This window comes from Actinomyces sp. S6-Spd3, from assembly GCF_000758755.1.
Classification (GTDB): domain Bacteria; phylum Actinomycetota; class Actinomycetes; order Actinomycetales; family Actinomycetaceae; genus Pauljensenia.
Window position 1 is genome coordinate 157,783 of the sequence record NZ_JRMV01000276.1, and the last position, 26,127, is coordinate 183,909.

General features: G+C 58.8%; 20 protein-coding genes. 7 read left to right on the forward strand and 13 right to left on the reverse strand.

What is annotated here, in order from left to right; translation table 11 throughout:
• Positions 1–30: 30 nt before the first annotated feature.
• From HMPREF1627_RS05915 to HMPREF1627_RS10400, 3 genes are all read right to left on the reverse strand, one after another.
• On the reverse strand, positions 31–885 hold the full coding sequence (locus HMPREF1627_RS05915; RefSeq protein WP_034501941.1) for a nucleotidyl transferase AbiEii/AbiGii toxin family protein: 855 nt from the start codon (positions 883–885) through the stop codon (positions 31–33).
• Complete coding sequence (locus HMPREF1627_RS05920; protein WP_034501942.1) at positions 882–1,463, reverse strand: type IV toxin-antitoxin system AbiEi family antitoxin domain-containing protein; 582 nt, start codon at positions 1,461–1,463, stop codon at positions 882–884. Before HMPREF1627_RS05920 ends, HMPREF1627_RS05915 begins: the two co-directional genes overlap by 4 nt.
• A gap of 706 nt (positions 1,464–2,169) precedes the next feature.
• Positions 2,170–2,337, reverse strand: coding sequence for a hypothetical protein (locus HMPREF1627_RS10400; protein WP_157966984.1), 168 nt, complete (start codon positions 2,335–2,337; stop codon positions 2,170–2,172).
• A 419-nt stretch (positions 2,338–2,756) separates the two neighbouring features.
• Between HMPREF1627_RS10400 and HMPREF1627_RS10500 the strand changes: the two genes are divergently transcribed.
• The 3 genes from HMPREF1627_RS10500 to abc-f all read left to right on the forward strand — a co-directional run bounded on the left by HMPREF1627_RS10500 (position 2,757) and on the right by abc-f (position 6,192).
• Entirely contained in the window at positions 2,757–2,921 is a 165-nt protein-coding gene (locus HMPREF1627_RS10500) for a hypothetical protein (RefSeq protein WP_156334367.1), read from the forward strand.
• 253 nt (positions 2,922–3,174) lie between these two features.
• Positions 3,175–4,461 (forward strand): MFS transporter, encoded by a 1,287-nt coding sequence (locus HMPREF1627_RS05925; RefSeq protein WP_051479427.1) that lies wholly within the window; start codon positions 3,175–3,177, stop codon positions 4,459–4,461.
• 261 nt (positions 4,462–4,722) lie between these two features.
• Positions 4,723–6,192 carry a ribosomal protection-like ABC-F family protein gene (gene abc-f, locus HMPREF1627_RS05930; protein ID WP_034501943.1) on the forward strand — a complete coding sequence of 490 codons (1,470 nt, stop codon included), beginning with the start codon at positions 4,723–4,725 and terminating at the stop codon, positions 6,190–6,192.
• Between the two features lie 205 nt (positions 6,193–6,397).
• Here the strand turns inward: abc-f and guaA are convergent, their stop codons facing one another.
• The 8 genes from guaA to HMPREF1627_RS05970 form a co-directional block, all read right to left on the reverse strand.
• Positions 6,398–7,969 (reverse strand): glutamine-hydrolyzing GMP synthase, encoded by a 1,572-nt coding sequence (guaA, locus tag HMPREF1627_RS05935; RefSeq protein WP_019127317.1) that lies wholly within the window; start codon positions 7,967–7,969, stop codon positions 6,398–6,400.
• A 73-nt stretch (positions 7,970–8,042) separates the two neighbouring features.
• Positions 8,043–9,455, reverse strand: a complete 1,413-nt coding sequence (locus tag HMPREF1627_RS05940) for a DUF6350 family protein (RefSeq protein WP_034501945.1) — start codon at positions 9,453–9,455, stop codon at positions 8,043–8,045.
• The gene (sucD, locus tag HMPREF1627_RS05945) at positions 9,452–10,375 is read right to left on the reverse strand and encodes a succinate--CoA ligase subunit alpha (RefSeq protein WP_034501947.1); all 924 of its coding nucleotides are present in this window, start codon (positions 10,373–10,375) and stop codon (positions 9,452–9,454) included. The genes HMPREF1627_RS05940 and sucD overlap by 4 nt, the downstream gene beginning before the upstream one ends.
• Before the next feature lie 18 nt (positions 10,376–10,393).
• Positions 10,394–11,566, reverse strand: coding sequence for an ADP-forming succinate--CoA ligase subunit beta (gene sucC / locus HMPREF1627_RS05950; protein ID WP_034501949.1), 1,173 nt, complete (start codon positions 11,564–11,566; stop codon positions 10,394–10,396).
• Between the two features lie 82 nt (positions 11,567–11,648).
• Positions 11,649–14,354 carry an ATP-dependent helicase gene (locus tag HMPREF1627_RS05955; RefSeq protein ID WP_034501950.1) on the reverse strand — a complete coding sequence of 902 codons (2,706 nt, stop codon included), beginning with the start codon at positions 14,352–14,354 and terminating at the stop codon, positions 11,649–11,651.
• 2 nt (positions 14,355–14,356) lie between these two features.
• Positions 14,357–15,847, reverse strand: coding sequence for a DUF1846 domain-containing protein (locus tag HMPREF1627_RS05960; RefSeq protein WP_034501952.1), 1,491 nt, complete (start codon positions 15,845–15,847; stop codon positions 14,357–14,359).
• A 107-nt stretch (positions 15,848–15,954) separates the two neighbouring features.
• Complete coding sequence (locus HMPREF1627_RS05965) at positions 15,955–16,611, reverse strand: LuxR C-terminal-related transcriptional regulator (RefSeq protein ID WP_034501954.1); 657 nt, start codon at positions 16,609–16,611, stop codon at positions 15,955–15,957.
• Between the two features lie 27 nt (positions 16,612–16,638).
• Entirely contained in the window at positions 16,639–17,934 is a 1,296-nt protein-coding gene (locus tag HMPREF1627_RS05970; protein WP_234305265.1) for an ATP-binding protein, read from the reverse strand.
• Between the two features lie 128 nt (positions 17,935–18,062).
• Between HMPREF1627_RS05970 and HMPREF1627_RS05975 the strand changes: the two genes are divergently transcribed.
• Entirely contained in the window at positions 18,063–19,571 is a 1,509-nt protein-coding gene (locus tag HMPREF1627_RS05975) for a PspC domain-containing protein (RefSeq protein WP_081940776.1), read from the forward strand.
• An 11-nt stretch (positions 19,572–19,582) separates the two neighbouring features.
• Positions 19,583–20,212: a hypothetical protein gene (locus HMPREF1627_RS05980; protein ID WP_034501961.1), complete on the forward strand. Its 630-nt coding sequence runs from the start codon at positions 19,583–19,585 to the stop codon at positions 20,210–20,212.
• Positions 20,213–20,326: 114 nt separating this feature from the next.
• Here HMPREF1627_RS05980 and metG read toward each other — a convergent pair whose 3' ends face one another.
• On the reverse strand, positions 20,327–22,168 hold the full coding sequence (metG, locus tag HMPREF1627_RS05985) for a methionine--tRNA ligase (protein ID WP_034501964.1): 1,842 nt from the start codon (positions 22,166–22,168) through the stop codon (positions 20,327–20,329).
• An 86-nt stretch (positions 22,169–22,254) separates the two neighbouring features.
• On the opposite strand from metG, the gene HMPREF1627_RS05990 reads away from it, so the two are divergent.
• Positions 22,255–22,827: an isochorismatase family protein gene (locus tag HMPREF1627_RS05990; RefSeq protein ID WP_034501967.1), complete on the forward strand. Its 573-nt coding sequence runs from the start codon at positions 22,255–22,257 to the stop codon at positions 22,825–22,827.
• 18 nt (positions 22,828–22,845) lie between these two features.
• Here the strand turns inward: HMPREF1627_RS05990 and rsmI are convergent, their stop codons facing one another.
• Positions 22,846–23,700 carry a 16S rRNA (cytidine(1402)-2'-O)-methyltransferase gene (gene rsmI / locus HMPREF1627_RS05995; RefSeq protein ID WP_081940772.1) on the reverse strand — a complete coding sequence of 285 codons (855 nt, stop codon included), beginning with the start codon at positions 23,698–23,700 and terminating at the stop codon, positions 22,846–22,848.
• Between the two features lie 65 nt (positions 23,701–23,765).
• On the opposite strand from rsmI, the gene HMPREF1627_RS06000 reads away from it, so the two are divergent.
• Positions 23,766–25,616, forward strand: coding sequence for a dolichyl-phosphate-mannose--protein mannosyltransferase (locus HMPREF1627_RS06000; protein WP_034501970.1), 1,851 nt, complete (start codon positions 23,766–23,768; stop codon positions 25,614–25,616).
• Positions 25,617–26,127 lie beyond the last annotated feature (511 nt).

Here is a 26,127-nt window from a genome sequence, read left to right on the forward strand (position 1 = left end):
TTCAGTTCTTCTACTATTTGCCCGTAGAGCTTAACTGCCAATATTGGTCAACTCTTCGAGAACGGCCTTTGCTGTCTTGCAGCACTCTTGAAGCGAAATTCCTTTTGCGAACGGATTCTTCCTCACATACTTCACCCACTGCGCTTGCATGACTGCGTCGCCGGCAACATCGTCAAGCACCTCTGCCCAGCGTTCAATGGCGGCTTGACTATTCCTTTTCTCGCACGTCGACGCCAAGGCGTTTCTCAACATTCCCATATCGATATCACTTCTTTTGACTCCCAGCAGGACATGGATGTCATAGAAGTCTCGCGGACGGGTGTTGGCAACGCCACGGGATACCACGGTCTCAAGTTTCTCAGCAAGCACCGTCTCAATCGGGTAGGCCATGAGGCTGATATCACCCTCATCAAAGAGGAGCGGGTAGCTATATTCCACCGCGTCCGGTGTAATCCGGTCACCAGTGGTAACGTCCACTGTCAGTGGGACCACCATGGGCGCGTAGATCCCCTTCAGGTGCACACGAATACCCGTGTACTCATCGCTCTCTCGAATGTCCTCTGTCCTGTCAAACTCGAACTTCCAGTCATCGTCTGCTTGCACCGTCACAATGTCACGGAATGCTCTTTCTGCGGATTCGTGAGTAAGGGCGAACCCTCTGACCGTCGTATCCAGGTCCATTGTGGTCCTTGACCTGACGCCGACAAGGGAGGAGATGAGCACGCCTCCCTTGATGATGACGTTATTCCTCCACTTCGATCTCGAGAGGCGCTCGAGCAACCTCTCGAGGAGGTAGCTCTGCATGAGCGCTTGCGCAGGGATACCCGCCTCCTTGGCCATGCTATTCACGCGCGCCTTAAGCTGCGTTGTATTCTTTGTCTTCACAGCAGCACCTCCAAGTAGTTCCGGATCTTCCTCTCGACGCCGAGCTTGCGTGCATACTCGATGAGCTTCACAAAATCTCTCTTTGAGCTTCTGACATAAGTCTGCATCGCCGGGGTAACTATCTGCGCGTCGACCATACGCTGTCCCCTAACCAGGTCACAAAGTGTTCTCTCTAGGTCATACGCTCTGACTACGTTGCCGTGCTGGGTAGTCACTTCTGCCAACCCAAGCTCGAGTACCTCATCGGCACAGGAACGGCAGACTATCCCCGACTCTCTGGCGGGTGTGGCATTGTAGGTTCTAGGAAAGGTCATGGTGAGAGAAAAGGGGGCACGATCGGTCATACCATGCAGGAAGAGCGCCGTTTCATCGGAAAATACACCGCGCGAGAATCGGTGCTGGGCAACAAAGTATGGGTCCTCCCATGTCTCCGGAAGAGCGTAGAGGCCGCGTCCAGCTTGAACAAGCTCTCCCTTATCAACTGCCTCGGTGAGCTTCCTTCTGGGAATGCCAGCTGCAGTTGCCTGCGATGCGGACACGTAGCCGTTCTGCACTTTCGCAATCTCAATTAAGGTCATAATCGCCTCTTCTTTGCTCGTACATCTGTGCTGAATATTACTGCATATTAAGCATAGATGTACACTTTTCGATGATTGAGCAATAAACTTGCACAAAAGAGCTTGAAGAAGAGAATTGGGCCCGGGAGTACTCACCAGAGTGCTCCCGGGCCCACGCGTTTAAGCCAACGTCGAAGATTAATTACTCCCACTCGGTGGTTATAGTTTTGCCGTCTCGTCACTCCAGTTGCACCCAGTTTTCGGCGGCATCTCGAAGTGAGTGCCGCTGAATGACGCGACGTCGCGTTTCATCGGCTTCGGGGACAAAAGCTGGGACAACTTCAAAAACCATTTTCAAACTCAGAGTATTGAGTTTTTATTTTTGTCCCAAGGGGCACGGAGAGCCGCCTTTGGAGGCTCGATATCGCCGAAAAACGCCCGTTTTGAAACTCAACCGCCTTTGAGCCTGCAAACCACCAGCTTCAACAGTAAGTGAGTCGACGCGGGTGGCTTACGAGCCGTTCACAAAACCGCAGGCCACAGGTCTTTGTCAACGATAAGCAAAGTGAATAGTCTCAGGTGGCTTGCCCATGAGTTGGCGTAAGCCTGTTTAGCAAAAGGCTAATCGGACACGACAGGCCGCCCGCATGGCGACGGCGTTTCCCGTGCGGGCACAAACAGCCCTGCGTGCCCTGTCGCGCGATATCCCAATGCGACGTTCAGAACCCTACCCGCCAAGCAGCCACCTCGCGAAATTCAGCACGAGCACGCCCTCCCGGGTATGGGGCTCATGCCTCGTGCGAGTGATGAGAATCTTCGGGAATGCATCCCCGATGGATAGAATCGGCGCAATCTCCCTCTCGAGCGTCGAATCGGCGCCGATATCGTCGCTCACATACACTTTCCTTCCCGGTTTCGAAACTTGGAAGGCAGTATGCGCAAGGATGCGTCGAGGTGCGATCCCAGTCGTACCATGCCAGCAGAGATGTCGAGGCACATTCGTTCATGCTGCAATGCGGGCATCGGAGATGAAAAACAGCCCGTCGGGTAGTCATGGGCGTGCGGGAGCCCGCATCAGTAACCTGCCTCCTCGGTTGTCCCTTCTTTGCATGGTCGTCTACATAAAGGAGGAACCAGCCATGCAGATCAGCATGCTTGCCCTTCTTGGGTCACGGACCGGGGAGGCGAGGGCCTCCGTCGGGACCGCCCCGAGCAACCGGCATATCCAAGGAATGACAAGGCTCGATCGCTGTGCTGGTCAGGATGCCGAAGCGGGCCGTCCGCCAATCGGAATGCGGGTCAGGATGCTGCAACGTGATTCCAGCTGCAGGATACGGCTCCTTTGCGGTTGCCGCAAAACCTGCTGGCAACATTCTTACTATCCGAATGATGTACGCATCCCTTGGGATCGTTTCGCCTGACCAGGGCCATCTTCAGCGCCTCATCGGCCAGCTCGGCAGGCGCCTCTTCCACGCGTAATAGCCCTGGCGGGTCACCTATGCAACCAAAGATACAAAAGGAATCGAATGGCCAGAGAGGATTGCCCTTTCCGATGGTCGATTCTTGACAGGCAAACTCAAGCCTCGTTAATATTACATGGTTTGCCAGACCGAATTAACAAAGGAGGGGTGTCGTGGTTGGTCTTTTCCGCACGTGGATGAGCGCCTAGAAAGCGGCGCTGTTGTGGCGTCGCGTTGTTTTTCTGCACGCCATTTCACGATTGGACATAACCATGATATTTGAAACCTCTCGGCGCAGGTCTGTTTCGCTGTGCCATTCATGGCAATTTAAGATTTGTTTCGTATGGGGCGGGGAGCTCGTGTCGACATTGACGAGCTTGATTCTCCAAATGGGTCTCATTTGGCATATCGCCCTCACGACAGAATCATCTTCCCTCCTCTCCCTGGCATCGTTAGCAGGCTTTCTGCCGATTGCTTTGTTCGGAGTCCTTGCGGGCGCCGTTGTCGACAGGCTGCCTTTGAAACGTGTTCTCATCGGCGCCGACCTCTTCGTTGCCGCGGTGGGCGCCGCCTTGGCGATTGCCTCGTTGGCCGGCAGCTTACCTGCGTGGTCAATACTCATCGCCCTGTTTCTCCGCGCAGCTGGCACTTCGTTCTACACGCCGGCCTCCCAATCCCTCACGCCCCATCTCGCCCCGCCAGAGCATCTCGTTCGCCTATCGGGAGTGATGCAGGCGATTCAGTCCGCCGGATACATTCTTGGCGCCGCGCTCGCGGCAGTGATTTATCCTGTGGCGGGCATTACCGCCATGATTGCCCTCGACGTGCTGGGGGCGCTTTTCGCTTCTCTAGCTGTCCTCGCCGCTCAGATAGACGCAGGAGGACTCGACGAAGCCGACCGCAGCTCGTCCTTTTCCAATAAAGTTCGAGAACTTTTCTCTGAGATTTCGGACGGCTACAAGCTGATCAGGGGATACAGGGGGCTGTTCGCCCTTCTTTGGTGCGGGTTCGTCTTCGCTTTCGCGTTCTCCCCACTCGCGGCATTGTTCCCAATAATGACCTTGGGACATTTTGGCGGTAGCACGGGGGATGCTGCTTTGGTGGAGGTCCTTTTCTCCGCAGGCATGCTGGCTGGGTCCGGCATTTTGGCGGCCACGGGAGGGTTCCGCAATAGGTCGCTCACCATGGTCGCCGCGATCGCCGGCTTCGGCGTCGTCGCAATCGCATCCGGATTGATCGGCCCGTCGCTGTTCGCCGTTTTCCTACCGGCGAGCTTTCTTATGGGCGCATGCTCCCCGTTGTACGCGGGAACCCAGACTGCCCTTATGCAGGAGCAGATACCTCCTGAGTACCTAGGCCGCGTTTTCGGCCTCTACGGAACCATCATGGCGTGGGCCATGCCCATGGGCCTCGCGGCCCCCTCCGTTTTTGCGGATCTGCTTGGAGCTCCGTTATGGTTCGTCGGCTCTGGAGCGACCATGGTACTGCTTGCGATGGCTATGCTGCTTGCTCCGAGCGTCCGAAACGTGGGGAAAAGAGATACCGGGCGGATTCAATAGCCCAAGTATTCGAAAAAAAGAGGCGGCAGCCATCGGTTCACGCGTCAGCCTTCAAGCCCTTGCGACGACGAGGTATTGCGCCGACATCCCACATCGCGCTCCTTATTCGTCGCCAACTATCATTTTCGGATTTGCCGGCTTGCGCAAGGTCAAAACGCTCGCGCCGGCAATTGGGCAAAGGCGAAAAATCGACGTGAGCAATCTTTTTTGGCATGGCTGCGCTTCCAGTAAAAGGCTAATACACAAAAGGCGGTTCAACCTATGGAACTCATAGTCAAAGCTAAAGACATCTTTTTGGAATATGCCGGCCGCGATATCCTGGATATCGAAGAGTTGGAAATCTACTCCTACGATCGCATCGGCTTGGTGGGAGACAATGGCGCAGGCAAAACCAGCCTGCTTAAAATTCTGAGCGGCAATCTTACCATTGCGGACGCCGACGTCAGGCGCTTCGGCAGCATTGCCCTCATCGGCCAACTCGATGAACTCGACCTTGATGCGGCTCAGGACAGTGGTGAGATGCTCTCCCGTCTCAACGTCGCCGGAGTGGCGCAGGAGACGATGAGCGGCGGGGAGGAAACACGCGCCAAGATTGCCTCTGCACTCTCCCAGCATGCAAGCGCGATCTTCGCCGACGAGCCTACGAGCCACCTCGACCAAGACGGCATCCGCCTTCTCGTCGGACAACTCAAGGCATTTGATGGGGCTCTGCTCATCGTGAGCCATGACCGTCATTTTCTCGACCAGGTGGTAGACAAGATCTGGGAGCTCAAAGACGGCGGTATTTCCGAATTCTGGGGTGACTACTCCGACTATCTGCGACAGAAAGAAGAAGAGCGCAAAGCTCAGGCGACTCGATACGAAGAGGCGATGCGCGAGCGCGATCGCCTCGAAGCCGCCATCGAAAAACAACGGAAAAAAGCACGGCAGGTCGACGCCAAGCGGAAGGCTGCGAAAAAAAGCCACGAGTATGCAGGTCGATTGGGGCATCAGAAAGCAACCGGCACCAAACAGAAGAGGATGTACCAGGCGGCTAAGGACATGGAGAGGCGCCTCGAAGCGCTCGAAGGGATTGAGGCCCCAGATAGCATTCGCGCCGTGCGGTTCCGCCAGAGCAAGGCCCTGGAACTGCATAGTAAATTTCCCATCTCGGCAGACGATTTCAGCTTGAGCTTCGGCAACTGCATGCTCTATGACCACGCGGAATTCGAGATACCGCTCGGTGCCAAAGTGGCCATCACCGGTGGCAACGGTACAGGAAAGACCAGCCTGCTGAAGGCAATCGCTCGACGCGCCGACGGTATCAACATCTCTCCCAAGGCAGAGATCGGTTACTTCGAGCAAACAGGCTACAAGTTCGACGCCCGTCAGTCTGCGATCTCGTTCATGCAGGATGGTTGCGAGTACAGCATGACCGAAATTCGAGGCATCCTCGCCTCTATGGGAATCGGACCGCGCGACCTGACAAAGGACGTTGGCGTTCTCTCGGGAGGCGAAGTCATCAAGCTGCTACTCGCGAAGATGCTGCTGGGCAGATACAACATCTTGCTCATGGACGAGCCTGGAAATTACCTGGACATCAAGAGCGCCGAAGCCCTCGAGCAGATGATGAGCGCCTATGCCGGAACGATAGTGTTCGTCTCCCACGATAAGAGGCTGGTCGAGAACGTCGCAGACATTGTCTACGAAATAAAGGACACCAAGCTAGTCAAAATCTTTCAGCGCGAATAGCCCTAAATGAGCAAGAAATAATCCCCGAACGGAGACAAGGGAGTAAAACGGCAAAGAAAGAGCCTCCGTCCCAACGCAGGGAACGGAGGCTCTTTAATCGCTTTTACTCATCTCCGTCGCTGGTGGCTTTGTCATGACTCTCGTACGAAACGAAACTCAGCGGCACAGTGCGGCACTCAAAAGTGCAGGTCAGAACCCTATCAGCCTACTCCCACTCAATGGTTGCCGGCGGCTTGGACGTCACATCCAAAACCACGCGGTTGACCTCGGCAACAGAGTTCGTAATGCGCGTAGAGATTCGAGCCAGAACATCGTACGGCAGGCGCGTCCAATCGGCCGTCATCGCGTCCTCAGAAGACACAGGACGCAGCACGATCGGGTGGCCATAGGTGCGGCCATCGCCCTGAACGCCCACGGAGCGAACGTCGGCAAGCAGGACAACCGGGCACTGCCAGATCTCTTGATCCAAGCCAGCAGCGGTCAATTCCTCGCGAGCAATCAGGTCCGCGGCGCGCAGGATATCCAGGCGCTCACGCGTCACCTCGCCGATGATACGGATACCCAGGCCAGGACCCGGGAAGGGCTGGCGGTTCACCAGGTAATCGGGCAAGCCCAGCTCGCGACCAACCGCACGCACCTCATCCTTGAACAGGGTGCGCAGAGGCTCAACCAGCTCGAAAGTCATGTCCTCGGGCAGGCCGCCCACATTGTGGTGGCTCTTGATGTTCGCAGCGCCCTCGCCGCCGCCGGACTCAACGACGTCGGGGTACAAGGTGCCCTGGACCAAGAACTTCACTTCGCCGCCGGCGGCGCCAACCTCTTCAATGACCTGCTTCTGGGCGGCCTCGAAAGAGCGAATGAATTCGCGACCAATGATCTTGCGCTTGGTTTCAGGATCGGTAACGCCCGCCAAAGCAGACAAGAATCGCTCGGACTCATCGCAGGTGATGACGCGGATGCCCATGCCACGTGCATAGTCGTTTTCGACCTGCTCGCGCTCGCCCGCACGCAGCAGGCCATGGTCGATGAAGAAGCAGGTGAGCTGATCGCCAACAGCCTTGTGAACAAGCGCCGCGGCCACGGAGGAATCCACGCCACCGGAGAGCGCACAAATCACCTGCGCGTCACCGATCTGCTCGCGGATCTTTGCGACCTGCTCGTCAACAATCGAGCCCGGCGTCCACGTGGGCTCAATTCCCGCGCCCTTGTAGAGGAAGTTCTTCAGAGCATCCTGGCCGAACTGTGAGTGCCCAACCTCGGGGTGCCACTGCAGGCCGTAGAGGCGACGCTCGCTGCATTCGAAAGCTGCGACCGGGGTTTCTGCAGTCGATGCGGTGACGGTGAAGCCTTCGGGCGCGCCCTGAACGGCGTCGCCGTGGCTCATCCACACGACCTGGCCTTCGGGAGTCCCGTCAAACAGGCAGGATTGCTCAGAAACAGAGGCGTCGGTGTGTCCGTATTCGCGGGTTCCCGTGCGTCCCACGGTTCCGCCCAGCGCGTGGGCCATGGTCTGGAAGCCGTAGCAGATTCCCAGAACCGGCACGCCCGCGGCGAAAATCGCGGGATCAATGGAAGGAGCACCCTCTTCATACACAGATGAGGGGCCGCCGGAAAGAATAATTGCTGCGGGTTCCTTCGCGAGCATTTCGGCGACCGGCATGGTGTGCGGGACGATTTCCGAATAGACGCTGGCTTCGCGCACGCGACGAGCAATGAGCTGAGCGTACTGCGCGCCAAAATCGACAACAAGGACGGGATGAAGATCAGCTGAAGTCACCCCACCATGCTACCTGCTTCCTAGCCTCTTCGACGAGGCCAAGTCGCGAGCGCTCCCCCACACCTGGGTTGGTTTAGTTGCTGGTTGCGTCCTCTTCTTCCGAGGCCTGAGCCGCCTCAGCGTCATCTCCTAGGTTCTCCGCGACCTGAGTTTCGTCGGTAACTTCGAGCGAATCGCCAGCAGTTTCCTCATCGGCCACGTCTTCACTAGGAACCTCAGGCACAAGTTCCACGGGCGCTACTTCCCCAGCTGCGGCCTCGTGATGGCGATGCTCATGGACACGCGCTTTCCCAGCGCCCACAAGCTCACGCGCCCACGCCACGCTCACCGGGTGCGAAAGCGCCACGGTCAGCACGATCCCCAGCGTCACCTCCGCAAAAAGACACAGCGCAGAAAGCGACATTCGGGGCCCAAGGAAGGCCAAGCGTCCATTTCCCAAAACCACGGCCGAACCCAAGGAAGTCACCAAGTAAACGGCTGCAACCACCACAGCAGCGATACCGCCTTGGTAGAGGTCATCAAGAAGTGATTCACTGCCTCGGCGCAAGCGCACAAAAACGCCCACTCCCACGCCGAAAAGAACAAGCGCAAGAATGACCCAGGTTCCGGGAGCGCTCACGGGAGTCGCACCAAAAAGTGGGATCGCGGGGATCGGCATGGTCGGTGCGGAGGCCGGCGAATGCAGAGCATCGCTTCCCATGAAGAAACCAGGCCCGGCTAGCCAGGACAGCGCCCACACAATCGCGTTGGGAATAAAGAGCACCTGCGCGAGCGTGATCATTGTCGAATCAATCGTGGAGGTCGGCAGCAAAAGCTCGTGAATCCCACGAATCCGCGACCAGGACACGATCACCGAAATCAACAGGAAAAGTCCGCCGTAAGCAGCCAAAACCCACGAGGCGCGCCAGCCTATGCGCACGCCCGAACTCAACCACCGTGGCATTTCAAGCCGCAATTCCAGGCTGTGAGGAGCCAGGGCAACTTCCCATGCGGCCGCAATGAGCGGGATCGCGATAGCCAGCGGGAATGCACCCAAGACGCGCACGTGCGTGCCAATGCCGCCCGCCAAAAGCAGCGCGGTCACGGCAAAACCGGGGACCGCCATCCACTGCGCTGCTGCGGGGAAACGCCGCCCCTGCAGCAAAAGCAGCTTGGTCAGACCAATCAGGACAAGAACAAACAGCAGAGGCACTGCGCGGTAGGAAACCTCGCCGGAAACCACCTGCGCCCCAAGGGCAGCGCCCCACAAATCCGAGGCGAAATGGAAGGCGTCTTCCCAGGTTGTCGACACCAGCCATTGGTTCGACGCCACCGCAGCATATGCGATCAAGGTGGGGACAACGACCAGTGCCCACCCGAGCAGTGCGGCCTCGATTCCCGAGAGCACTGCCCGCGCCCACCCCTGCGGGAGGGCAACGCGGATCGTCGGGCGAGCCGAGATCGTTGTGACCGTGGTCCGTTCTGCTGCGGTGGGGTCTTCGCTCATCGAGCAGCCAGTGCCTCACGCGCAAGAAGCGCAGTCTGCGAGGGAGTGCGACCGACCTTCACGCCGACCGCTTCCAGTGCCTTTGCCTTCGCCGAGGCCGTGCCGGAGCTACCCGACACGATCGCACCCGCGTGACCCATGGTCTTGCCTTCGGGGGCGGTGAAGCCCGCAATGTAGGCGACAACGGGCTTCGTCATGTGCTCGGAGATCCAGGCTGCGGCGCGTTCTTCGGCGTCGCCGCCGATCTCACCGATCATCACAACCAGGTCGGTATCGGGGTCGTTTTCAAAAGCTTCCAACGCGTCGATGTGAGTGGTTCCCACAACCGGGTCACCGCCGATACCGATGCAGGTCGTGAAACCCAGGTCGCGCAGCTCGTACATGAGCTGGTAGGTCAGGGTGCCCGACTTAGACACTAAGCCCAGGCGGCCAGGACCAGTGATATCGGCAGGAGTAATGCCGACATTGCACTGTCCGGGGCTGATAATTCCGGGGCAATTCGGGCCAATCAGGCGCACGCCGCGCTCAAGCGCGTAATCAACGAAAGCGGTTGAATCCTGAACGGGAATGCCTTCGGTGATGACGACCAGGGTTTCAATCCCCGCGTCTATTGCTTCAATTGCCGCATCCTTGGCGTATGCCGGGGGCACGAAGATGACCGAGACATTCGCGCCGGTTTCTTCGCGAGCGTGTGCAACCGAACCGAAAACGGGGACCTCAACCTCACCGGCAGCGCGGTCCTCAGCGCCAGGCCCATAGGGTTCGACGTTGAAGGTCACGGTGGTTCCAGCCTTGCGTGGGTTCACGCCGCCAACGATCTTCGTGCCGGCAGCGAGCATGCGAGCAGTGTGCTTCTGCCCCTCGGAACCGGTCATTCCCTGAACGATGACGCGCGAAGTGGAATCAATAAAAATTGTCATGATGAGTCCCGTCCCGTCTCAGGAGTTCGCGGCCAGCTCGGCTGCGCGGCGAGCAGCGCCGTCCATTGTTTCTTCCATGTGCACCAGGGGGTGTGCGGCCTCGCGCAAGATTGCACGGCCTTCTTCAACCTTGTTGCCATCCAAGCGCACGACCAGCGGCTTAGAGGCTGCATCTCCCAGGGTTTCCAGTGCGCCGACGATGCCGCGAGCGACCTGGTCGCATGCGGTGATTCCGCCGAAAACGTTGACGAACACGGAGCGAACCTGCTCGTCTCCCAAAATGACGTCCAAGCCCTTGGCCATAACCTCTGCCGAGGCACCACCACCGATATCGAGGAAGTTCGCGGGCTTGACGCCCCACTCTTCACCGGCCAGGGCCACAACGTCCAGGGTCGACATGACCAAGCCGGCGCCGTTACCGATGACGCCCACTTGGCCCTCCAAGCGCACGTAGTTCAGTCCGGCTTCCTTTGCCATGGCCTCGCGCGGATCCTGCGCGGATTTATCGGCAAAAGCGGCGTGTTCGGGGTGACGGAAAGCGGCGTTGTTATCCAACGAGACCTTGCCATCCAGCGCCAAAACATCACCTTGCTCGGTGAGGACCAAGGGGTTCACCTCAACCAGGGTGGCGTCTTCGCCTCGGTAGGTATCCCAAAGCCCGATGAGCACCGGGGAAATCTTGTCAATCATGGAGCGCGAGAAACCAGCCTGCCCCAGGATCTGTGCTGCAACGTCCTCGTCGATTCCGACCTTCGGGTCCAAACCCACGCGGGCAAGTGCCTCGGGGTGTTCGCGGGCAAGGGTTTCAATGTCCATACCGCCCTGAGCAGAGCACATTGCCAGCTCACGGCGTCCCGAGCGGTCCAAGAGGATTGAGAAGTAATACTCTTCGGCGATATCGGCGCCCGCAGCGATGAGAACCTTGTGGACTGTGTGTCCCTTGATGTCCATTCCAAGGATTTCCTGGGCCTTCTCGCGCGCTTCTTCAGCGGTGCGAGCGAGCTTCACTCCGCCGGCCTTCCCGCGTCCGCCGATCTTGACCTGCGCCTTGACGACAAGGAGGTCATTTTCACCAAGCAGCTTCTGTGCAGCTTCGAAAGCCTCGTCTGGCGTGCTTGCAACGATTCCCGCGAGCACGGGGACGCCGTGAGCAGCGAACAACTCCCGTGCTTGGTATTCGTAGAGATCCATTGTGTCCCTTCACTTTGTGCCCGAGGGGCGTTTGTACGCGCGGCAACACGTTCGCGCGCTACTGTCTTAAGCCTACAGTGCCTTAGATCTTTTCCATGGGGGCCATCCGCAACAACAGGCGTTTTTTAGCTGACGCGAAGGCAACTTCCGCGATGGTTCGCTCACCGGCTCCTTCCAAGCCGATAATCACGCCTTCCCCAAGGGTTGCGTGACGCACGCGATCCCCAACCCGAGTTTCCTCAGGCTTGAGGGTCTGCTTGGGGGCACTTGCACCCATCGGACGCGAAACTGTCGTGCGCGGGGCTGGTGTGCCGCGCGATCCGCCGAGGCCTCGGCCCGCAAGCGGACCGCCGTCGCTACCCGCGCCGGAACCGCTGGAACTACCGCCGAAAACGTAACCACCGTCATCGTCTCGCCGTCGCGAGTATCCGTAGTCGCTTCCGTACCCGGAACCTCCCGAATATCCGCCGTAACCCGAGCCGTATCCCGATCCCGCGCCATAGCCGCCGCGCAGGCGTTCCATCGAAGTACTCGAGCGACGCACGTCAAGCAATTCCGCGGGAATATCATCCAAAAATCGTGAGGGAGGCATTTCCTGGGGCGCTCCCCACGCGCTTCGAACAGCGGCGCGCGTCAAGTACAGCTGCTTGCGAGCACGCGTGATGGCGACGTAGGCAAGGCGTCGTTCTTCCGCGAGTTCCTCAGGCTCACCCAGCGAGCGCTGGTGCGGGAAGGTTCCATCTTCCATGCCGCTGACAAAGACGACGGGGAATTCCAGGCCCTTCGCGGTGTGAACCGTCATGAGGGTGACCTGTCCGCTCCCACTTTCTTCTTCAGGAAGCTGGTCGGAGTCCGCGACCAAGGCAACGCGCTCGAGGAATCCCGCGAGCCCAACCTCCCCGCTGGTCGTTGCGAAGTCAAGTGCGACCGCATGCAATTCGGCAAGGTTTTCCACTCTCGAGGCATCCTGCGGGTCTTGGGAGCGTCGCAGAGTCGCCAAGTACCCCGTGCGGTCAAGAACTTCTTCGAGGATCTCCGCAGCATTCGCACCTGCTTGTTCCGCGCGGCGCATGGCCTCGATCAGTCCCCAAAAATCTGCGATTGCCGAGGCCGCGCGCGGGCTGAGTCCAGCCACGCCCCCACGCGTGTCCTCAGTTTCTTCCGTGGGAAGTTCCGCCAAAGTCAGGCCGGTTCCTTCTGCTTCCCCGAGGCCTCGGCCCTGAGAAATCCAGCAATCCCTGGCGGCCGCGCCCATAGAAATCCCATAGCGATCACTGTGCGCAATGAGGTCGGCTTCAGCTTTCGGGCCGATTCCGCGTCGGGGAGTGTTCAGGACGCGACGCAGCGCAACGGTGTCATCAGGGTTCGAGATCACTTGAAGGTAAGCCAAGGCGTCTTTGATTTCCGCGCGCTCGTAGAAGCGAGTGCCTCCAACAACTCGATAGGGAATACCCTGGCGGACCAAGAGTTCTTCAATTGCTCGCGATTGCGAGTTCGTCCGGTAGAAGACCGCGATATCAGCCCACCGAGTCCCCGCCGCAGAGAGTTTCTCCATTTCGGAGACGATGAAGCGCGCCTCGTCACGATCCGAATCCGCTGCATCGACAGTGATGAGTGCGCCGTCTCCCGATGCCGTCCACAGGTTCTTTGCGCGGCGGCCTTCATTTCGAGCAATGACAGCGTTGGCGGCGGACAAAATATTTTGGGTGGAGCGGTAGTTCTGTTCCAGCAAAATGGTCCGTGCACCCGGAAAATCTCGCTCAAATTCTTCAATATTGCGAATCGTCGCGCCGCGGAAGGCGTAAATCGACTGATCCGAATCGCCCACAACCGTGAGTTGACCGGGCTCTACTCCATCGTCCCCAGTGCCTACCAGTTCGCGGACCAACACGTACTGTGCATGGTTCGTGTCTTGATACTCATCGACCAGGATGTGGCGGAAGCGCCGGTGGTAGTGCTCGGCGATCGCCGGATTGTCTTTGAGCAGTCGAACCGTGCGAGCAATGAGGTCGTCGAAGTCCAGGGCGTTGGCCTGCGCAAGGCGCTTTTCGTATTCCTCATAGGCCGAGGCGACGACCCGCGAAATCGGGTCATTCGGCGCAGTATCTCGGTATTCCTGCCAGGTGACGAGCTCGTTCTTGAGGTCCGAAATACGCGCGGCCACAAGCTTCGGAGTGAATCGTTTAATATCCACGTCCGCCGCTTTCAATACCATCTGAATGAGGCGCTGAGAATCCTGCGAATCATAAATACTGAAGGTCGATCGCAAACCTGCTGCGCGATATTCCGCACGCAGCACTCGCACACACGCCGAGTGGAAAGTCGACACCCACATTCTGCGCGCCGCTCCCCCGCCCACCAGAGCCTCGACGCGCTCACGCATTTCGGCGGCAGCCTTATTGGTGAAGGTAATCGCCAAAATTTCACCCGCACGGGCCTGGCCGGTCGCCAAAAGGTAAGCGATTCGATGCGTGAGGACGCGAGTCTTCCCCGAGCCCGCACCGGCCATGATCAGCAGCGGTACTCCGCGGTGCTCGACCGCCGCACGCTGTTGATCGTTGAGTCCCGCAAGCAAGCTTTCGGGGTCTTTCTGCGGCGACGAGGCCTGCGCCCACGGCGCTCCAGTGCTCAGGGGATCGCTATCGCTCCCGAGGCCTCGGCTATCGGCGACTGAACCCCAGTTTCCCGCCGCATGCGAGGTTGGATCGTAAAGGGGCAGGTCTTCCTGGGAATCGCTACCGAAATCGAGGAAAGAACCGAGATTGGGAAGTGAGTGTTCCTGATCCATTTTCAGTGCTTGTGGTAGACGCCCTTGGTCGCGTGAACGGGTTCAGCAGTGACATTCATGCCGAGTTGGCGCAAAATCCCCTCATCAACGCTGCCCAGCAGAACCGAAGAGTGAACATCGCAGCCAGCCAGCTTCGACAATTGCTTAAGAGCCAGAGCGGCGCGTTCATTGGAGCGCGCGGAACCGGCAAGAGCGATCAGGACCTCGTCAGTGTGGAGACGAGGATTGCGGCTGCCCAGGTGCTCGGTCTTGAGCTTTTGGATGGGCTCAATCTGTTCGGGGGCGAGCAACTTCTCATCATCGTCAATGCCTGCAAGGAGCTTCATCGCGTTCAAGAGCATCGCAGAGCAAGGACCCAGCAGGTCCGAGGTCTTTCCAGTGACAATTCGCCCGTCGGCCAGTTCCATTGCGGCCGCTGGGTAGCCGGTCTCTTGCGCGCGCTTCAGGGCGGGCGCGACGACGGGGCGGTCCTCGCTGGTCAGGTTCATTGCCGTCATCAGGCGAGCTGCGCGCTCGGACTGGACGGGAGGCAGATCTTCTCGAGCTTCCAGGGCCAAAGCCTTGTACCAGCGGCGAATGATCTCCTGCTTGGAGGCTTCGCGGCAGGCCTCGTCATCGCTAATGCAAAAACCGGCCATATTGACGCCCATGTCGGTGGGCGACTGGTAGGGGGAAGTCCCCATGATCTTCTCGAGGAGGCGACGAAGGACCGGGAAGGCCTCGATATCGCGGTTGTAGTTGACCGTGGTTTCGCCGTGAGCCTTCAAGTGGAAGTGGTCGATCATATTGACGTCGTCCAGGTCCACGGTTGCCGCCTCGTATGCAACGTTCACCGGGTGATCCAGGGGGAGGTTCCAGATCGGGAAGGTTTCAAACTTCGCGTATCCCGAGGTCAGTCCGCGCTTGTGATCGTGGTAGAGCTGAGAGAGGCAGGTTGCGAGCTTGCCGGAGCCGGGTCCGGGAGCGGTAACAATCACCAGCGGGCGAGTCGTATGAACGTATTCGTTACGTCCCAGCCCCTGATCGGAGACAATGAGGTCGATATTGTTCGGGTAGCCTTCGATGGGATAGTGGCGTGCGACGTTGATTCCACGGGCTTCAAGCTTGCGTTTGAAGGCGTGTGCCTGCTCATTGGAGTCGCTCCAACGGGTGATCACAACGTTGCCAACGTAGAGTCCGTATTCGCGGAACATATCGATGTGGCGGAAGACGTCATCTTCGTAGGTGATTCCCAGGTCTTCACGCATCTTGCGGCGCTGGAAGTCCAGTGCGTTAACGGCGACGACAATTTCGGCCTCTTCAGCAAGCTCGGCCAGCATGACGATCTTGTTGTCGGGGGTGAATCCGGGGAGCACGCGGGAAGCGTGCATATCGTCGACGAGTTTCCCGCCGAACTCTAGGTAAAGGGTTCCTCCGAACTGCTGACGCCGCTGTGCAATGTGCTCGGATTGAAGGGCCAGATACTGATCGCGATTGAAACCAATCTTGTGCATGAACGCCACTCCCTGGGCATCGAGTTCTGGGGACTTCTCATGGTATCGCCGTTGACACTCAACTCCCACTGGAGCGCGCCAGAGCCGAGGTGAATTGCACCGCAACCCTAGATAATGTGCCTCTGCATGGCCCAGTGCGTAAGTTCGTTTCGATTGGAAAGCTGGAGCTTGCGAAGCACCGCAGATACGTGCGTTTCAACGGTTTTAATCGAAATAAAGAGCTCGGATGCGACCTCTTTGTAGGGATAGCCGCGAGCGATCAAACGCATCACTTCTTGCTCGCGCGCGGACAAAAGGTCTAGTTCATCGTCGTGGGCAGCAATCGGTGCATTTCCGCCGCCGAAAGCATCGAGCACGAAACCCGCGAGGCGCGGCGAGAAAGCCGCATCCCCCGCTGCAACGCGCTGGATGGCCTCGACCAATTCGGGGGTCGAAATTGACTTGGTGACGTAGCCGCGAGCACCCGCGCGGATGACCGAGACGACGTCCTCGGGGGAATCCGAAACGGAGAGCGCAAGGAAACGGAGTCCTTCAACATCCGCGCACGAGGCCGCAACTTCAGCGCCGCCTCCACCCATTCCTCCCGGGAGGTGAACGTCGAGGAGTGCAACATCGGGGTGGAGCGCGTGGCAGGCCGCGATTGCGCCTTCGACGTCACTGGCCTCGCCAACGATTTCGAGGTCGGCGCCGCTGGATTCCAATTCACTACGCACTCCTGCGCGCACGAGTGCGTGATCATCAATGACCAGAATCCGGATCGTCATGACGGTGTTCTCCTTCGTGAAGTGCGCTTATTCCAGTGTAGCTGCGGGCATGGAGAGGTGAACTTCTGTTCCACTGGGAAGATGGCGGATCGAGGCTTTCCCACCTGCGCGTTCCATGCGGCCAATGATCGAGTTACGAACCCCGTGCCGATCTTCGGGAATTTGCGAGAGATCAAAGCCGTCGCCACAGTCTTTGACGTAGATATCGGACCCGCCCGGCCCGACTTCCAGGTAGACACTCAGGGGCGGCTTCGCGTGGCGAATCGCGTTTGATACTGCTTCCGATGCGGCAGCGACCATCGCGAGTTCGCCGGGACCTGGACGCGTATCAGAAACGGTCACGACGCCCACTTCCACACCAAAGGTGGTTTCCAAGGCTGAGACGGCTTCGCGCAGGGCCTCGGCAAGAGAGTCCGCGGCTTCTTCGCGTCCGGTGTACAGCCACGAGCGCAACTCGCGCTCTTGCCCAAGCGCCAGAGCGCGCACTGACGTTGGATTGTCAGCGTTGTTGCGGATCAATGTGAGGGTCTGAAGAACGGAATCGTGCAGGTGCGCGGCCATATCCGCACGCTCGGCCTCGCGCTTTTCACGTTCCTTGCTGCGCGCACTGTCTTGGGAGGTGCGCACCCACAAGGGGATAATGGCCACTCCCAAGGCAAGGATCAGGGAGGCACCCAAGATCGCACCTCGGGCAAGATCCCAGGGCGATTGCCCGCGGAAGAAGGCCAAGGCCAAGCCCGCGGCGACCAAGAGCATCCCCGCGAAAGTGATGAGGATAAACAGAGGACTCTTCCAGCTGTGTGCGCGCGTGCTTTGGGTCCACACCGCGGAGATTCCGCCGATGACCAAAATCGCGGAGGCGATGTCGCGCAGGCCCGCAATCCCCGCAAAGAGCAGGTAGGCGATCGCTAGAGCGAGGCCGAGTGAACCGAGGCCCACCAAGAGCATGCGCAGATTGCGCTGTTGGCTTTCACGTCTGGCGATTTCGTCTGCCGAGGCCAGGGGCGAGTGCAGGCGACCAGTCCCGCTTTGTTCGCCACCTGAGTCCTCGGGAACAGTGAGCCAGAGCCAGAGGTAGACGATGAGAGAGAGCCCGTAGGCGGGGAGTGCGATGAGGAAGGCGAAACGTACGACGCGCACTGAGATACCGAGCATCGAGGAGATTCCCGCGCACACGCCCCCGATCCAGGGAAGAGGCATATCCGTCGAGTGTGCGCAGGAGCGTCGCAGTGCGCGCTGAGGCGGCACGATTTGAGGCGGGGTCCACTCGTACCCCGTCTGCCTGCCTTGAGGCGTATCGGTATTGTCCTGCACGTGACTCACCCGTTTATCTTCACACGTTTTCTGCCATTCGGGGGAAGAGAAAGCGACAAATCGGGGATAGATCAGGGCATCCCCCTATATCTTCTTCGTGCATCTTTGGGCAGAGTTGAAGCATGGATAAAGGATTCATGAACACATTGCGATACTCCGGTTTCTTCCGTGGTGAGCCTCGCGTCATTGGCGGCGTGTGTCAAGGTCTGGCACAACGCTACGGATGGGACGTGAACTCGGTGCGGATCCTCATCGTTGTCCTCGCCTTCCTTTTCCCTGTCGTGTGCATTTTCTATGCATTCGCATGGGTCTTCTTGCCTGAGGCTCGCGATGGTCGAATCCATGTCGATGAAATGCTCAAGGGGCGTTTCGATATGGCGATCTTCGGCGCTGCCTTCATGGCGATCTTCGGCGGCGGTGCTTTGGGTATCACGACGGTCTTCTTCAGGGTGCCTTTCTTCCTCATGCTCCCCGCGGCCATCGTCATCATCGCCATCTTGCTATCGAAATCAAATTGGACTTTCCAAGGAAACACCATGCCTCAATCAACTCCCGACTGGCGAACTCAAGGGGGCCCTGAGCAATTCCCGGGATCCCAGCCTTCGCCAGAGGCAGCCTCCACCACGTCTTCCCCTTTTAGCGCCTCATCCGCAGGCGCCTATCCCCCTCCTACCTCAGATGCTCCTGGCCCCCAGATGCAGGGGGATCAATGGAGGCAACAATGGAATGCCTCGTACGCGACCTCGGGACACACAGTTCCGCAAAGTGCTGGAACGCGTTTTACTCCCTTCCCCACCCAAGCCCCACTCCTTCCTCGCCGTCTTTCACGCGCAGCGGTCTTGAGCATCTACGGGCTGGTCATGCTGGTGCTCGCTGGAACCTTCTGGCTCATGTACCGCAATGGCCTAAAGACAACAACTGCGGCTGACAGTTGGGTGCAAATCGGATTAATTGGCGGTGGCATCTGCCTTCTCATCGTCGGTTTTGCTCACCTGGTTGCAGCAATTCGCGACCGCTCCTCCGCAGCACTCAGCGCTCTATCAACCATCGGTATCTTCTTAGCTATCCCCGCAGGTCTGGGTGGAATTGGCTACGCGGCCGTCACCACTACAGACGGCTGGCACTGGGGAAATGTCTCAACCTCCAGTTACGATGCAACGTGGAAGTCTGACGAGATCGCTGGCCAAAACGGTTCTCAGGTCGTCGTTCTTGACTTGGATCTCACCCATGCGCCTGATGGACTGACGAAGGACATCCACGTCCGCGGAAATCTCATCCCCTCTGCGAATATCCAAGCGCGTCAAGGCCAGCCGGTACGGGTGGTCGCACAGAATCGTCCCCTGAGCGTCACTCTGGACATGAATGGAGATGCGGATTGGCAAGGATTCAATGATTCCACGCCAACAATCCTCAAGTCCCCGACCTGGAAAGAAGGCGAAGGAATCACGGTTTACCTCGATGCCCCACAGATCCTCAACGTGAACGTCGAGGAAAGCGGGAGCTCCGTCAATCGTGATCCCTGGCCATCGGGAACGCCTTCACCTTCACCAGCGACGCCTTCACCAAGCGCATCAGCTGGGCAAGAGGCAAGCCCAACGCCCTCCGCTTCCCCTAACGCCTCTGAGTCCGCCGCAGGCGCGCACTGAAAGGATCCGACATGAGTGTCAACGACTTTGATCAGACCGTTCCCCTGCCCACGAACGGGGAAGAAACGACCCCGCTTCCCGTGGGAAATGATGCTCCCGAGGTCCCCCAGCCCGCCAGCGCCTCGGATGAGACCGCAACGCTTCCCTCCGGCCTTGTCCCCGAAACACGGGAACTTCCAGTGACCGAGGACGCGGCCCCCTCTTCCGCTGAACAATCCGAGGCCGACGCAAAGGTTTCCGCAGATTCTGCTGTTCCTCCCAGCAAGAGCGCGCCTCACGCGTCTTCTGGCGATGCGCCGACCGCTTGGACGAGTGCTGCGAGCGGGGCTGCGGCATGGGCAACAAGCACGGACCAAACACAGACACCACACTCAACGCCTCACTCAGGTGTTATTCCTCCCACCCGAGTCTGGTCTGCGGAGGAACTCAAAGAAGCGCCCTATCGCGGAGTACGCATCGGGCAGCTGGTGTGGGCATGCATCGTCATTTTCACAGGCGTTGTCCTCATCGCGCTGGCCTTTGCGCGAATGATGGACTTCGCTCTGATTGCGATCTCCACCCTGGCTGTCTTGGGCGTTCTACTCATGACAATTGCGGGAATTAGTTCGTTTACATCGCGAAAGAAGGGGTCAAGCAAGTAAGGACGAATGCCTGAAAAGGACTTCTCGACGCAAAGAGTTGGCGCCAAGCGGCGGAATACACCGTCTGCTTGGCGCCAACTCTTAGCCAGATCAGTGGCTCAACGAAGCCTTAAGTCACGCTCCGGTCACGTCATCGGGACGAGACTCCGCGTAGCGCGCGAGTTCTTCTTCCACGATGGCCTCGTCAAGCTTTTGGAAGACCGGGGTCGGCTTCTCGATCGGGGTACCAACGACAATGTCGTGACGCTCCCACGTGGGAACATTCGTGTAGTCGCCGGTAATGACCGGGTAGCCTGTACGACCAGCAAAATCGGCGGGAAGAACCTCGGGGTCCAACTCCTCAACTTCCTTGATGTAAGGCATGGGAGCGATCTCACCCGCGCCACCCATGACGCGGTCAACGTCATTTGCCGCGTGGGGCAGGAAGGGTGAAAGCATGAGGTTGAGGTCAGCCACAGCCTGCGCCAGCGTCCACAGCACGGTCGCCAAACGCTCGCGCTCTTCGGGTGCCTTGAGCTTGAAGGGCTCGGTATCGGCAACGTACTTATTGGCTTCGCCAACCAGACGCATCGCAGCGGCAAGAGCAGCCTTCTGACGATGATGACGGATCAGGTCCCCGACCTCGTCAAAGCCTGCGGCAATAGCATCCAGCAGCGCGCGGTCGATCTCTTGGAGTTCGCCCGGTGCGGGGATTTCGCCGAACTTCTTGTGGATCATCGACGCAGTGCGGTTCACCAGGTTGCCCCAGCCTGCCACCAACTCGCCGTTCGTGCGGCGCACGAATTCCGCCCAGGTGAAGTCAGCATCAGAGGACTCAGGACCCGCAGCAGAAATGAAGTAACGCAGCGCGTCAGCCTGGTAGCGACTGAGCATGTCACGCACGTAGATGACGATGCCGTGAGAAGAAGAGAACTTCTTGCCTTCCATGGTGAGGAATTCAGAAGAGACGACCTCAGTGGGCAGGTTGAGCACGCCCAGATCACCGGGCTGGCCGCCCTTTGCTCCCTGACCGTTGTAGCCCAGCATTTCGGCCGGCCAGATCTGCGAGTGGAAGACGATGTTGTCCTTGCCCATGAAGTAGTAGGTCAGGGCTTCGGGATCGTTCCACCACTTGCGCCATGCTTCGGGATCCCCCGTGCGGCGTGCCCACTCGATCGAGGCGCTCAGGTAGCCGATGACCGCGTCAAACCATACGTAGAGGCGCTTTCCGGGCTGGTCTTCCCATCCGGGAACCGGGATACCCCAGTCAATGTCGCGTGTCATGGCGCGAGGACGGATTTCCTCCAGGAAGTTCTTCGAGAACTTGATGACGTTGGGACGCCACGTGCCCGAGCGGTCACGCTCGTCCAGCCATGCCGAGAGGGCATCGGCCAGTGCAGGCAGGTCCAAGAAGTAGTGTGTGGACTCGACGAATTCGGGGGTTTCACCGTTGATTCGCGAGTGAGGGTTGATCAGATCGGTGGGATCGAGCTGGTTACCGCAGTTATCACACTGGTCGCCGCGAGCGCCTTCCGCACCGCAAATCGGGCATGTGCCTTCGATGTAGCGGTCGGGCAGAGTACGTCCGCTCGAGGGCGAGATCGCCGCGCGAGTGACTTGCTCGATCATGTAACCGTTATCGCGAACAGTTCGGAACATGTCCTGGACGACGCGGTAGTGGTTTCCCGCAGTGGTACGCGTAAAGAGGTCATAGGACAGGCCCAGCTGGACCAAGTCTTCGACGATGAGTCGATTGTTCTGGTCGGCCAGCTCGCGCGCGCTGATTCCCGCGCCATCGGCGGCAACCAGAATGGGGGTTCCGTGCTCGTCAGTTCCGGACACCATCAGTACGTCGTGCCCGGCCATTCGCATGTAGCGAGAGAAGACATCGGAGGGGACTCCGAAACCGGCGACGTGACCAATATGGCGGGGACCGTTGGCATAAGGCCAAGCAACGGCAGACAAAATTCGACTCATGGTCCCCTAGTTTAATGCCTATTGGCGCTCGAGTCGTCTCTGCCCTATTCTCAAGGTATCTACCGCTTATTTTTCGGGAGGGTCCAATGCCCCGCGCGCTTGTCATTGTCGATGTTCAACCTACTTTTTGCGAGGGAGGAGCTCTTCCCGTTGAGGGCGGAAACGCCTGTGCTCAGCGCGTAGCTGATTTTATTGCCGCTCACGCCTCGGATTACGACTGCATCGTGACCTCGCAGGATTGGCACATCGATCCGGGTTCGCATTTCTCTGACAATCCCGATTTCGTTGACACGTGGCCCCCGCACGGCGTCGCGGGCACCGCCGAGGCCGAGCTCCACCCCGCTCTTGCCGACCTCCATGCCGATGTGACGATCCACAAGGGCATGTACGAGGCCGCCTACTCTGCTTTCGATGGCGAGGACGTGGCAACGAAGCGTCCCTTGCTTGAACTTCTTCGAGACAAGGGCATCGATTCTTTGGACGTCGTGGGCCTTGCTCAATCCCACTGCGTGTGTGAAACCGCGTTGGACGGGGTGAAGGATGGCTTTAAGGTGCGAGTCTTCACCGACCTGACCGAACCCGTCAGCCCCGAGCTGGGCGAGCTTGCCGCCGCACGTATGGCCGAGGCCGGAGTTGAGCTGGTCCCCTCTCAGGCCTGATTCGCCTACCGCACTCCCCTAGCTCGTGCGTGCGAGCGCTGCCCGGTACAGCTCGTTCTTGCGTAATCCGGTTGCTTCTGCGACTTCCGCCGCAGCGTCCTTCAAACGCATGCCTTCTGCCGCCAAGGCCAGCACGGCCTCGACGTGGTCATCGGCATTGCCCTGCGCGTGCCCGGGAGCAATAACCAAGGTGATTTCCCCAAGGACCTCTCCTTCGGTGGCGTCAACCAGTTCCGCGAGACTTCCGCGAATCACCTCTTCATAGGTCTTCGTGAGCTCCCGGCATAGCGCTCCCTCGCGGTCTGCGCCGAAAACTTCAGCCATAAGGGTCAGGGTTTCGTGAACCCGCTTGGGGGATTCAAAAAAGATCAGGGTGTGTGGGTCGGCGGCGAGAGCCTTCAGGTAGCGCGTCGCTTCCCCCGTCTTGCGCGGGAGGAAGCCCTCAAAAGCAAAGCGGTCGGAGGGCAGTCCTGAAACCGCGAGCGCAGTGACCGGCGCGGAGGGACCGGGGAGGGCACTGACGTGAACTCCAGCGGCAGTGGCCTCGTGAACGAGGCGGAACCCGGGGTCTGAGACGGTGGGCATTCCCGCGTCGGAGACCATGACGACGCGTGCTCCCGCCCGCGCTTGTTCGACGACTGCCGAGGCCTTGGCGGATTCATTGTGGTCGTGGAGGCTGATGAGTTTCGCGCTGAGGTGGATTCCCATTCTCGAGGCCAGGGCAAGAAGGCGGCGTGTATCTTCTGCGGCGATGATGTCGGCTTGCTCGAGGGCTGGGGCCAGACGCGAAGAGGCATCGCGTACGTCACCGATTGGGGTTGCTGCTAGAAGAATCGAGGCGGGGGCCTGAATAAAATCCTGGTCTTCACTCACGGACCAATCGTCCCACCTTTGGGTGTAGTACTCCAGTTGAGGGTGGGCATCGGTAGACTGATCTGGTGAACGACGAAACTCTTTCCAATTCAGATAACCCTGGGGCCGAGGCGACAGCTGGCGACGCGCACACAGAAGAGCTCGCACAGCGTGAAGATGGCGTCTGCGCTCCTCCCGAGGCCGTGGCTCAGGAAGAGCCTGAGTCCGACGCTGATCCGAACGCTGCAGATGCCGGGACGACGGTTGATGGAGAGAACGAGGAGCCTGCCTCGGAGAGCGGGGAAGAGCCTGCAGATATTGAGTCTTCCGAAGAAGTGAGCGAGGCCGAGGCGCGCAAGTGGAAGCCCGTCGCTATCCCCCGCTGGGCGCAGCTGCCCATGTCTGCGCGTGCGGGTTGGATCGCTACGTGGGTCATGACGATTCTTGCCGCTTTTATTCGTCTTCCGGGACTTGGAACTATCCGAACGCTCATTTTCGACGAGACCTACTACGTCAAGGATGCCTACTCTCAAATCGCTTTGGGATATGAGGGAAGTTGGGCGAAAGATACCGATCCCGCGTTTATTTCAGGCGATTTTTCAGGACTTTCTGCCGAGGGTGGTTACGTCGTTCACCCGTCGGTTGGTAAGTGGCTGATTGGTCTGGGAATGCGGGCATTTGGTCCGACGAATCCTGTCGGATGGCGCATCAGCGCGGCGATCGCGGGAATCATTTTGGTCTTCTTGACTGCTCGCATTGCACAGCACCTGTTCCGTTCCCCCGCGATTACTGCGCTTGCTGGGTTCTTCATGGCAACCGATGGCATCGCGATTGTTTTGTCGCGAACGGGCCTATTGGACGTCTTTTTAGCAATGTTCGCCGCAGCGGCTTTCTTGGCGGTGCTGAAAGATCAAGAGATTACTCATCCGCGATTGGTCTCACGGCTCTCTGAATGGACGCCTGATCCCGATGATCCCAAAAGAATTGGACCTCACGCAGGTTCACGTTGGTGGCTCCTCGCGGCTGGTATTTTGAGTGGCTTGGCGATGTCGGTGAAGTGGTCGGGCCTGTATGTCCTGGCTGTTCTCGGTTTGTTTGTTGCCGTCCGCGACTGGATGACTCGCAGGCGAATGGGTCATCCGCGGGCTTTTTCTGCAACGCTCATCAATGACACTTCAGTCGCTTTCTTGGCGATGGTTCCTCCGGCGATCATTACTTATATCGCCTCGTGGTTCGGCTGGTTTGCTCATTGGAATGCGTATGGTCACCGCAATCACGGCATTGCTGGCGCCTTCCAGGATTTGTGGGATTACCACGTGGGAATGTTCAAGTTCCACACTGGGCTGACGACACCTCACACCTATCAGGCGCACCCGGCGCAGTGGTTTGTTCAGGCGCGTCCGACGTCTTTTGCGTGGGACAAGGTCGCGTCTGGCGCCTGCGATAAGTCCGACTGCGTCCACGCGGTTTTAGCTTTGGGTAATCCGCTTCTGTGGTGGGTCGGGGCCGTCGCCTTCTTTATCCTTCTCTTTGTGACGCTGCGAGATCGTAACTGGCGCACTGGATTCGTTGTCTGTGGATACCTCGCGCTCTACTTCCCGTGGTATCTCAATGCGAACCGAACGATCTTTAACTTCTACACGATCGCATTCGTTCCCTTTGTGTGTTTAAGCGTCGCCTGGCTCCTTGGCTATATGTTGGATCAGGCCCGCACGTGGGTTGATCCAGACCGCATGTATGACTCTCAGCCGCTTGAACCCGGTGATTACCGCTGGATGGGCGCCGATGTCCGTGTCCGCCAGGGCTGGGCGCTAGGAGCTCTCGTGATTACCGCACTCATTACCGCTTCCGCGGTGTTCTTCATGCCCCTATGGCGAGGAGATCTGATCTCCTATAACTTCTGGCACTTCCACATGTGGTTCCCGACGTGGATCTAAAGTGATCTGTCGCCGTTGGTAGATGGCGTTGTGCCCGCGAACTTCCGTTCGCGGGCACTTCTAATCCCACCGCTGAAAGCGCACGACGACACTCGTTTAGCCAACACGCCTCGTCTGCTCGCCCCGTTGGCAACAACCTAGCTCAGCGACTCAGTGCCGCTTACAGTGCCTACGTCTTTGTAGATACGAAACCTATGTCTGCGCTCATGGGTACATCACTTCTGAAAGCGCGCGGCAAAGAGTCAACCTTGGGGTTCTCAAGTGTAAATAATGTTGCCTGGGGCGGCGCTGAACTTGCCTCTTTCTCGCGGCAACGTTGCCCACTCGTCCCCGTCTAAGCGGATGCATTCAGTTGAATGGGCCGCGGTGGCAAGCGGTAGCTGGAGCAGGAAGGCTGCTGAGAGAGCAAGTCAGGCTAGTGGTAGCTGGGGTGGTGTGTGTTGTGGGTGTGAGAAAGCGGTGGGGTCTTGGAACACTGTGTTCCAAGACCCCACCGTAAGTGTGTTGTGGC

What these genes read in the sequence shown, in the direction of transcription:
- HMPREF1627_RS05920 (WP_034501942.1), bottom strand. Translation starts at nt 1,463, where the DNA reads ATGACCTTAATTGAGATTGCGAAAGTGCAGAACGGCTACGTGTCCGCA.
- HMPREF1627_RS05925 (WP_051479427.1), top strand. Translation starts at nt 3,175, where the DNA reads ATGATATTTGAAACCTCTCGGCGCAGGTCTGTTTCGCTGTGCCATTCA.
- abc-f (WP_034501943.1), top strand. Translation starts at nt 4,723, where the DNA reads ATGGAACTCATAGTCAAAGCTAAAGACATCTTTTTGGAATATGCCGGC.
- HMPREF1627_RS05940 (WP_034501945.1), bottom strand. Translation starts at nt 9,455, where the DNA reads ATGAGCGAAGACCCCACCGCAGCAGAACGGACCACGGTCACAACGATC.
- sucD (WP_034501947.1), bottom strand. Translation starts at nt 10,375, where the DNA reads ATGACAATTTTTATTGATTCCACTTCGCGCGTCATCGTTCAGGGAATG.
- sucC (WP_034501949.1), bottom strand. Translation starts at nt 11,566, where the DNA reads ATGGATCTCTACGAATACCAAGCACGGGAGTTGTTCGCTGCTCACGGC.
- HMPREF1627_RS05955 (WP_034501950.1), bottom strand. Translation starts at nt 14,354, where the DNA reads ATGGATCAGGAACACTCACTTCCCAATCTCGGTTCTTTCCTCGATTTC.
- HMPREF1627_RS05960 (WP_034501952.1), bottom strand. Translation starts at nt 15,847, where the DNA reads ATGCACAAGATTGGTTTCAATCGCGATCAGTATCTGGCCCTTCAATCC.
- HMPREF1627_RS05965 (WP_034501954.1), bottom strand. Translation starts at nt 16,611, where the DNA reads ATGACGATCCGGATTCTGGTCATTGATGATCACGCACTCGTGCGCGCA.
- HMPREF1627_RS05975 (WP_081940776.1), top strand. Translation starts at nt 18,063, where the DNA reads ATGAACACATTGCGATACTCCGGTTTCTTCCGTGGTGAGCCTCGCGTC.
- HMPREF1627_RS05980 (WP_034501961.1), top strand. Translation starts at nt 19,583, where the DNA reads ATGAGTGTCAACGACTTTGATCAGACCGTTCCCCTGCCCACGAACGGG.
- metG (WP_034501964.1), bottom strand. Translation starts at nt 22,168, where the DNA reads ATGAGTCGAATTTTGTCTGCCGTTGCTTGGCCTTATGCCAACGGTCCC.
- HMPREF1627_RS05990 (WP_034501967.1), top strand. Translation starts at nt 22,255, where the DNA reads ATGCCCCGCGCGCTTGTCATTGTCGATGTTCAACCTACTTTTTGCGAG.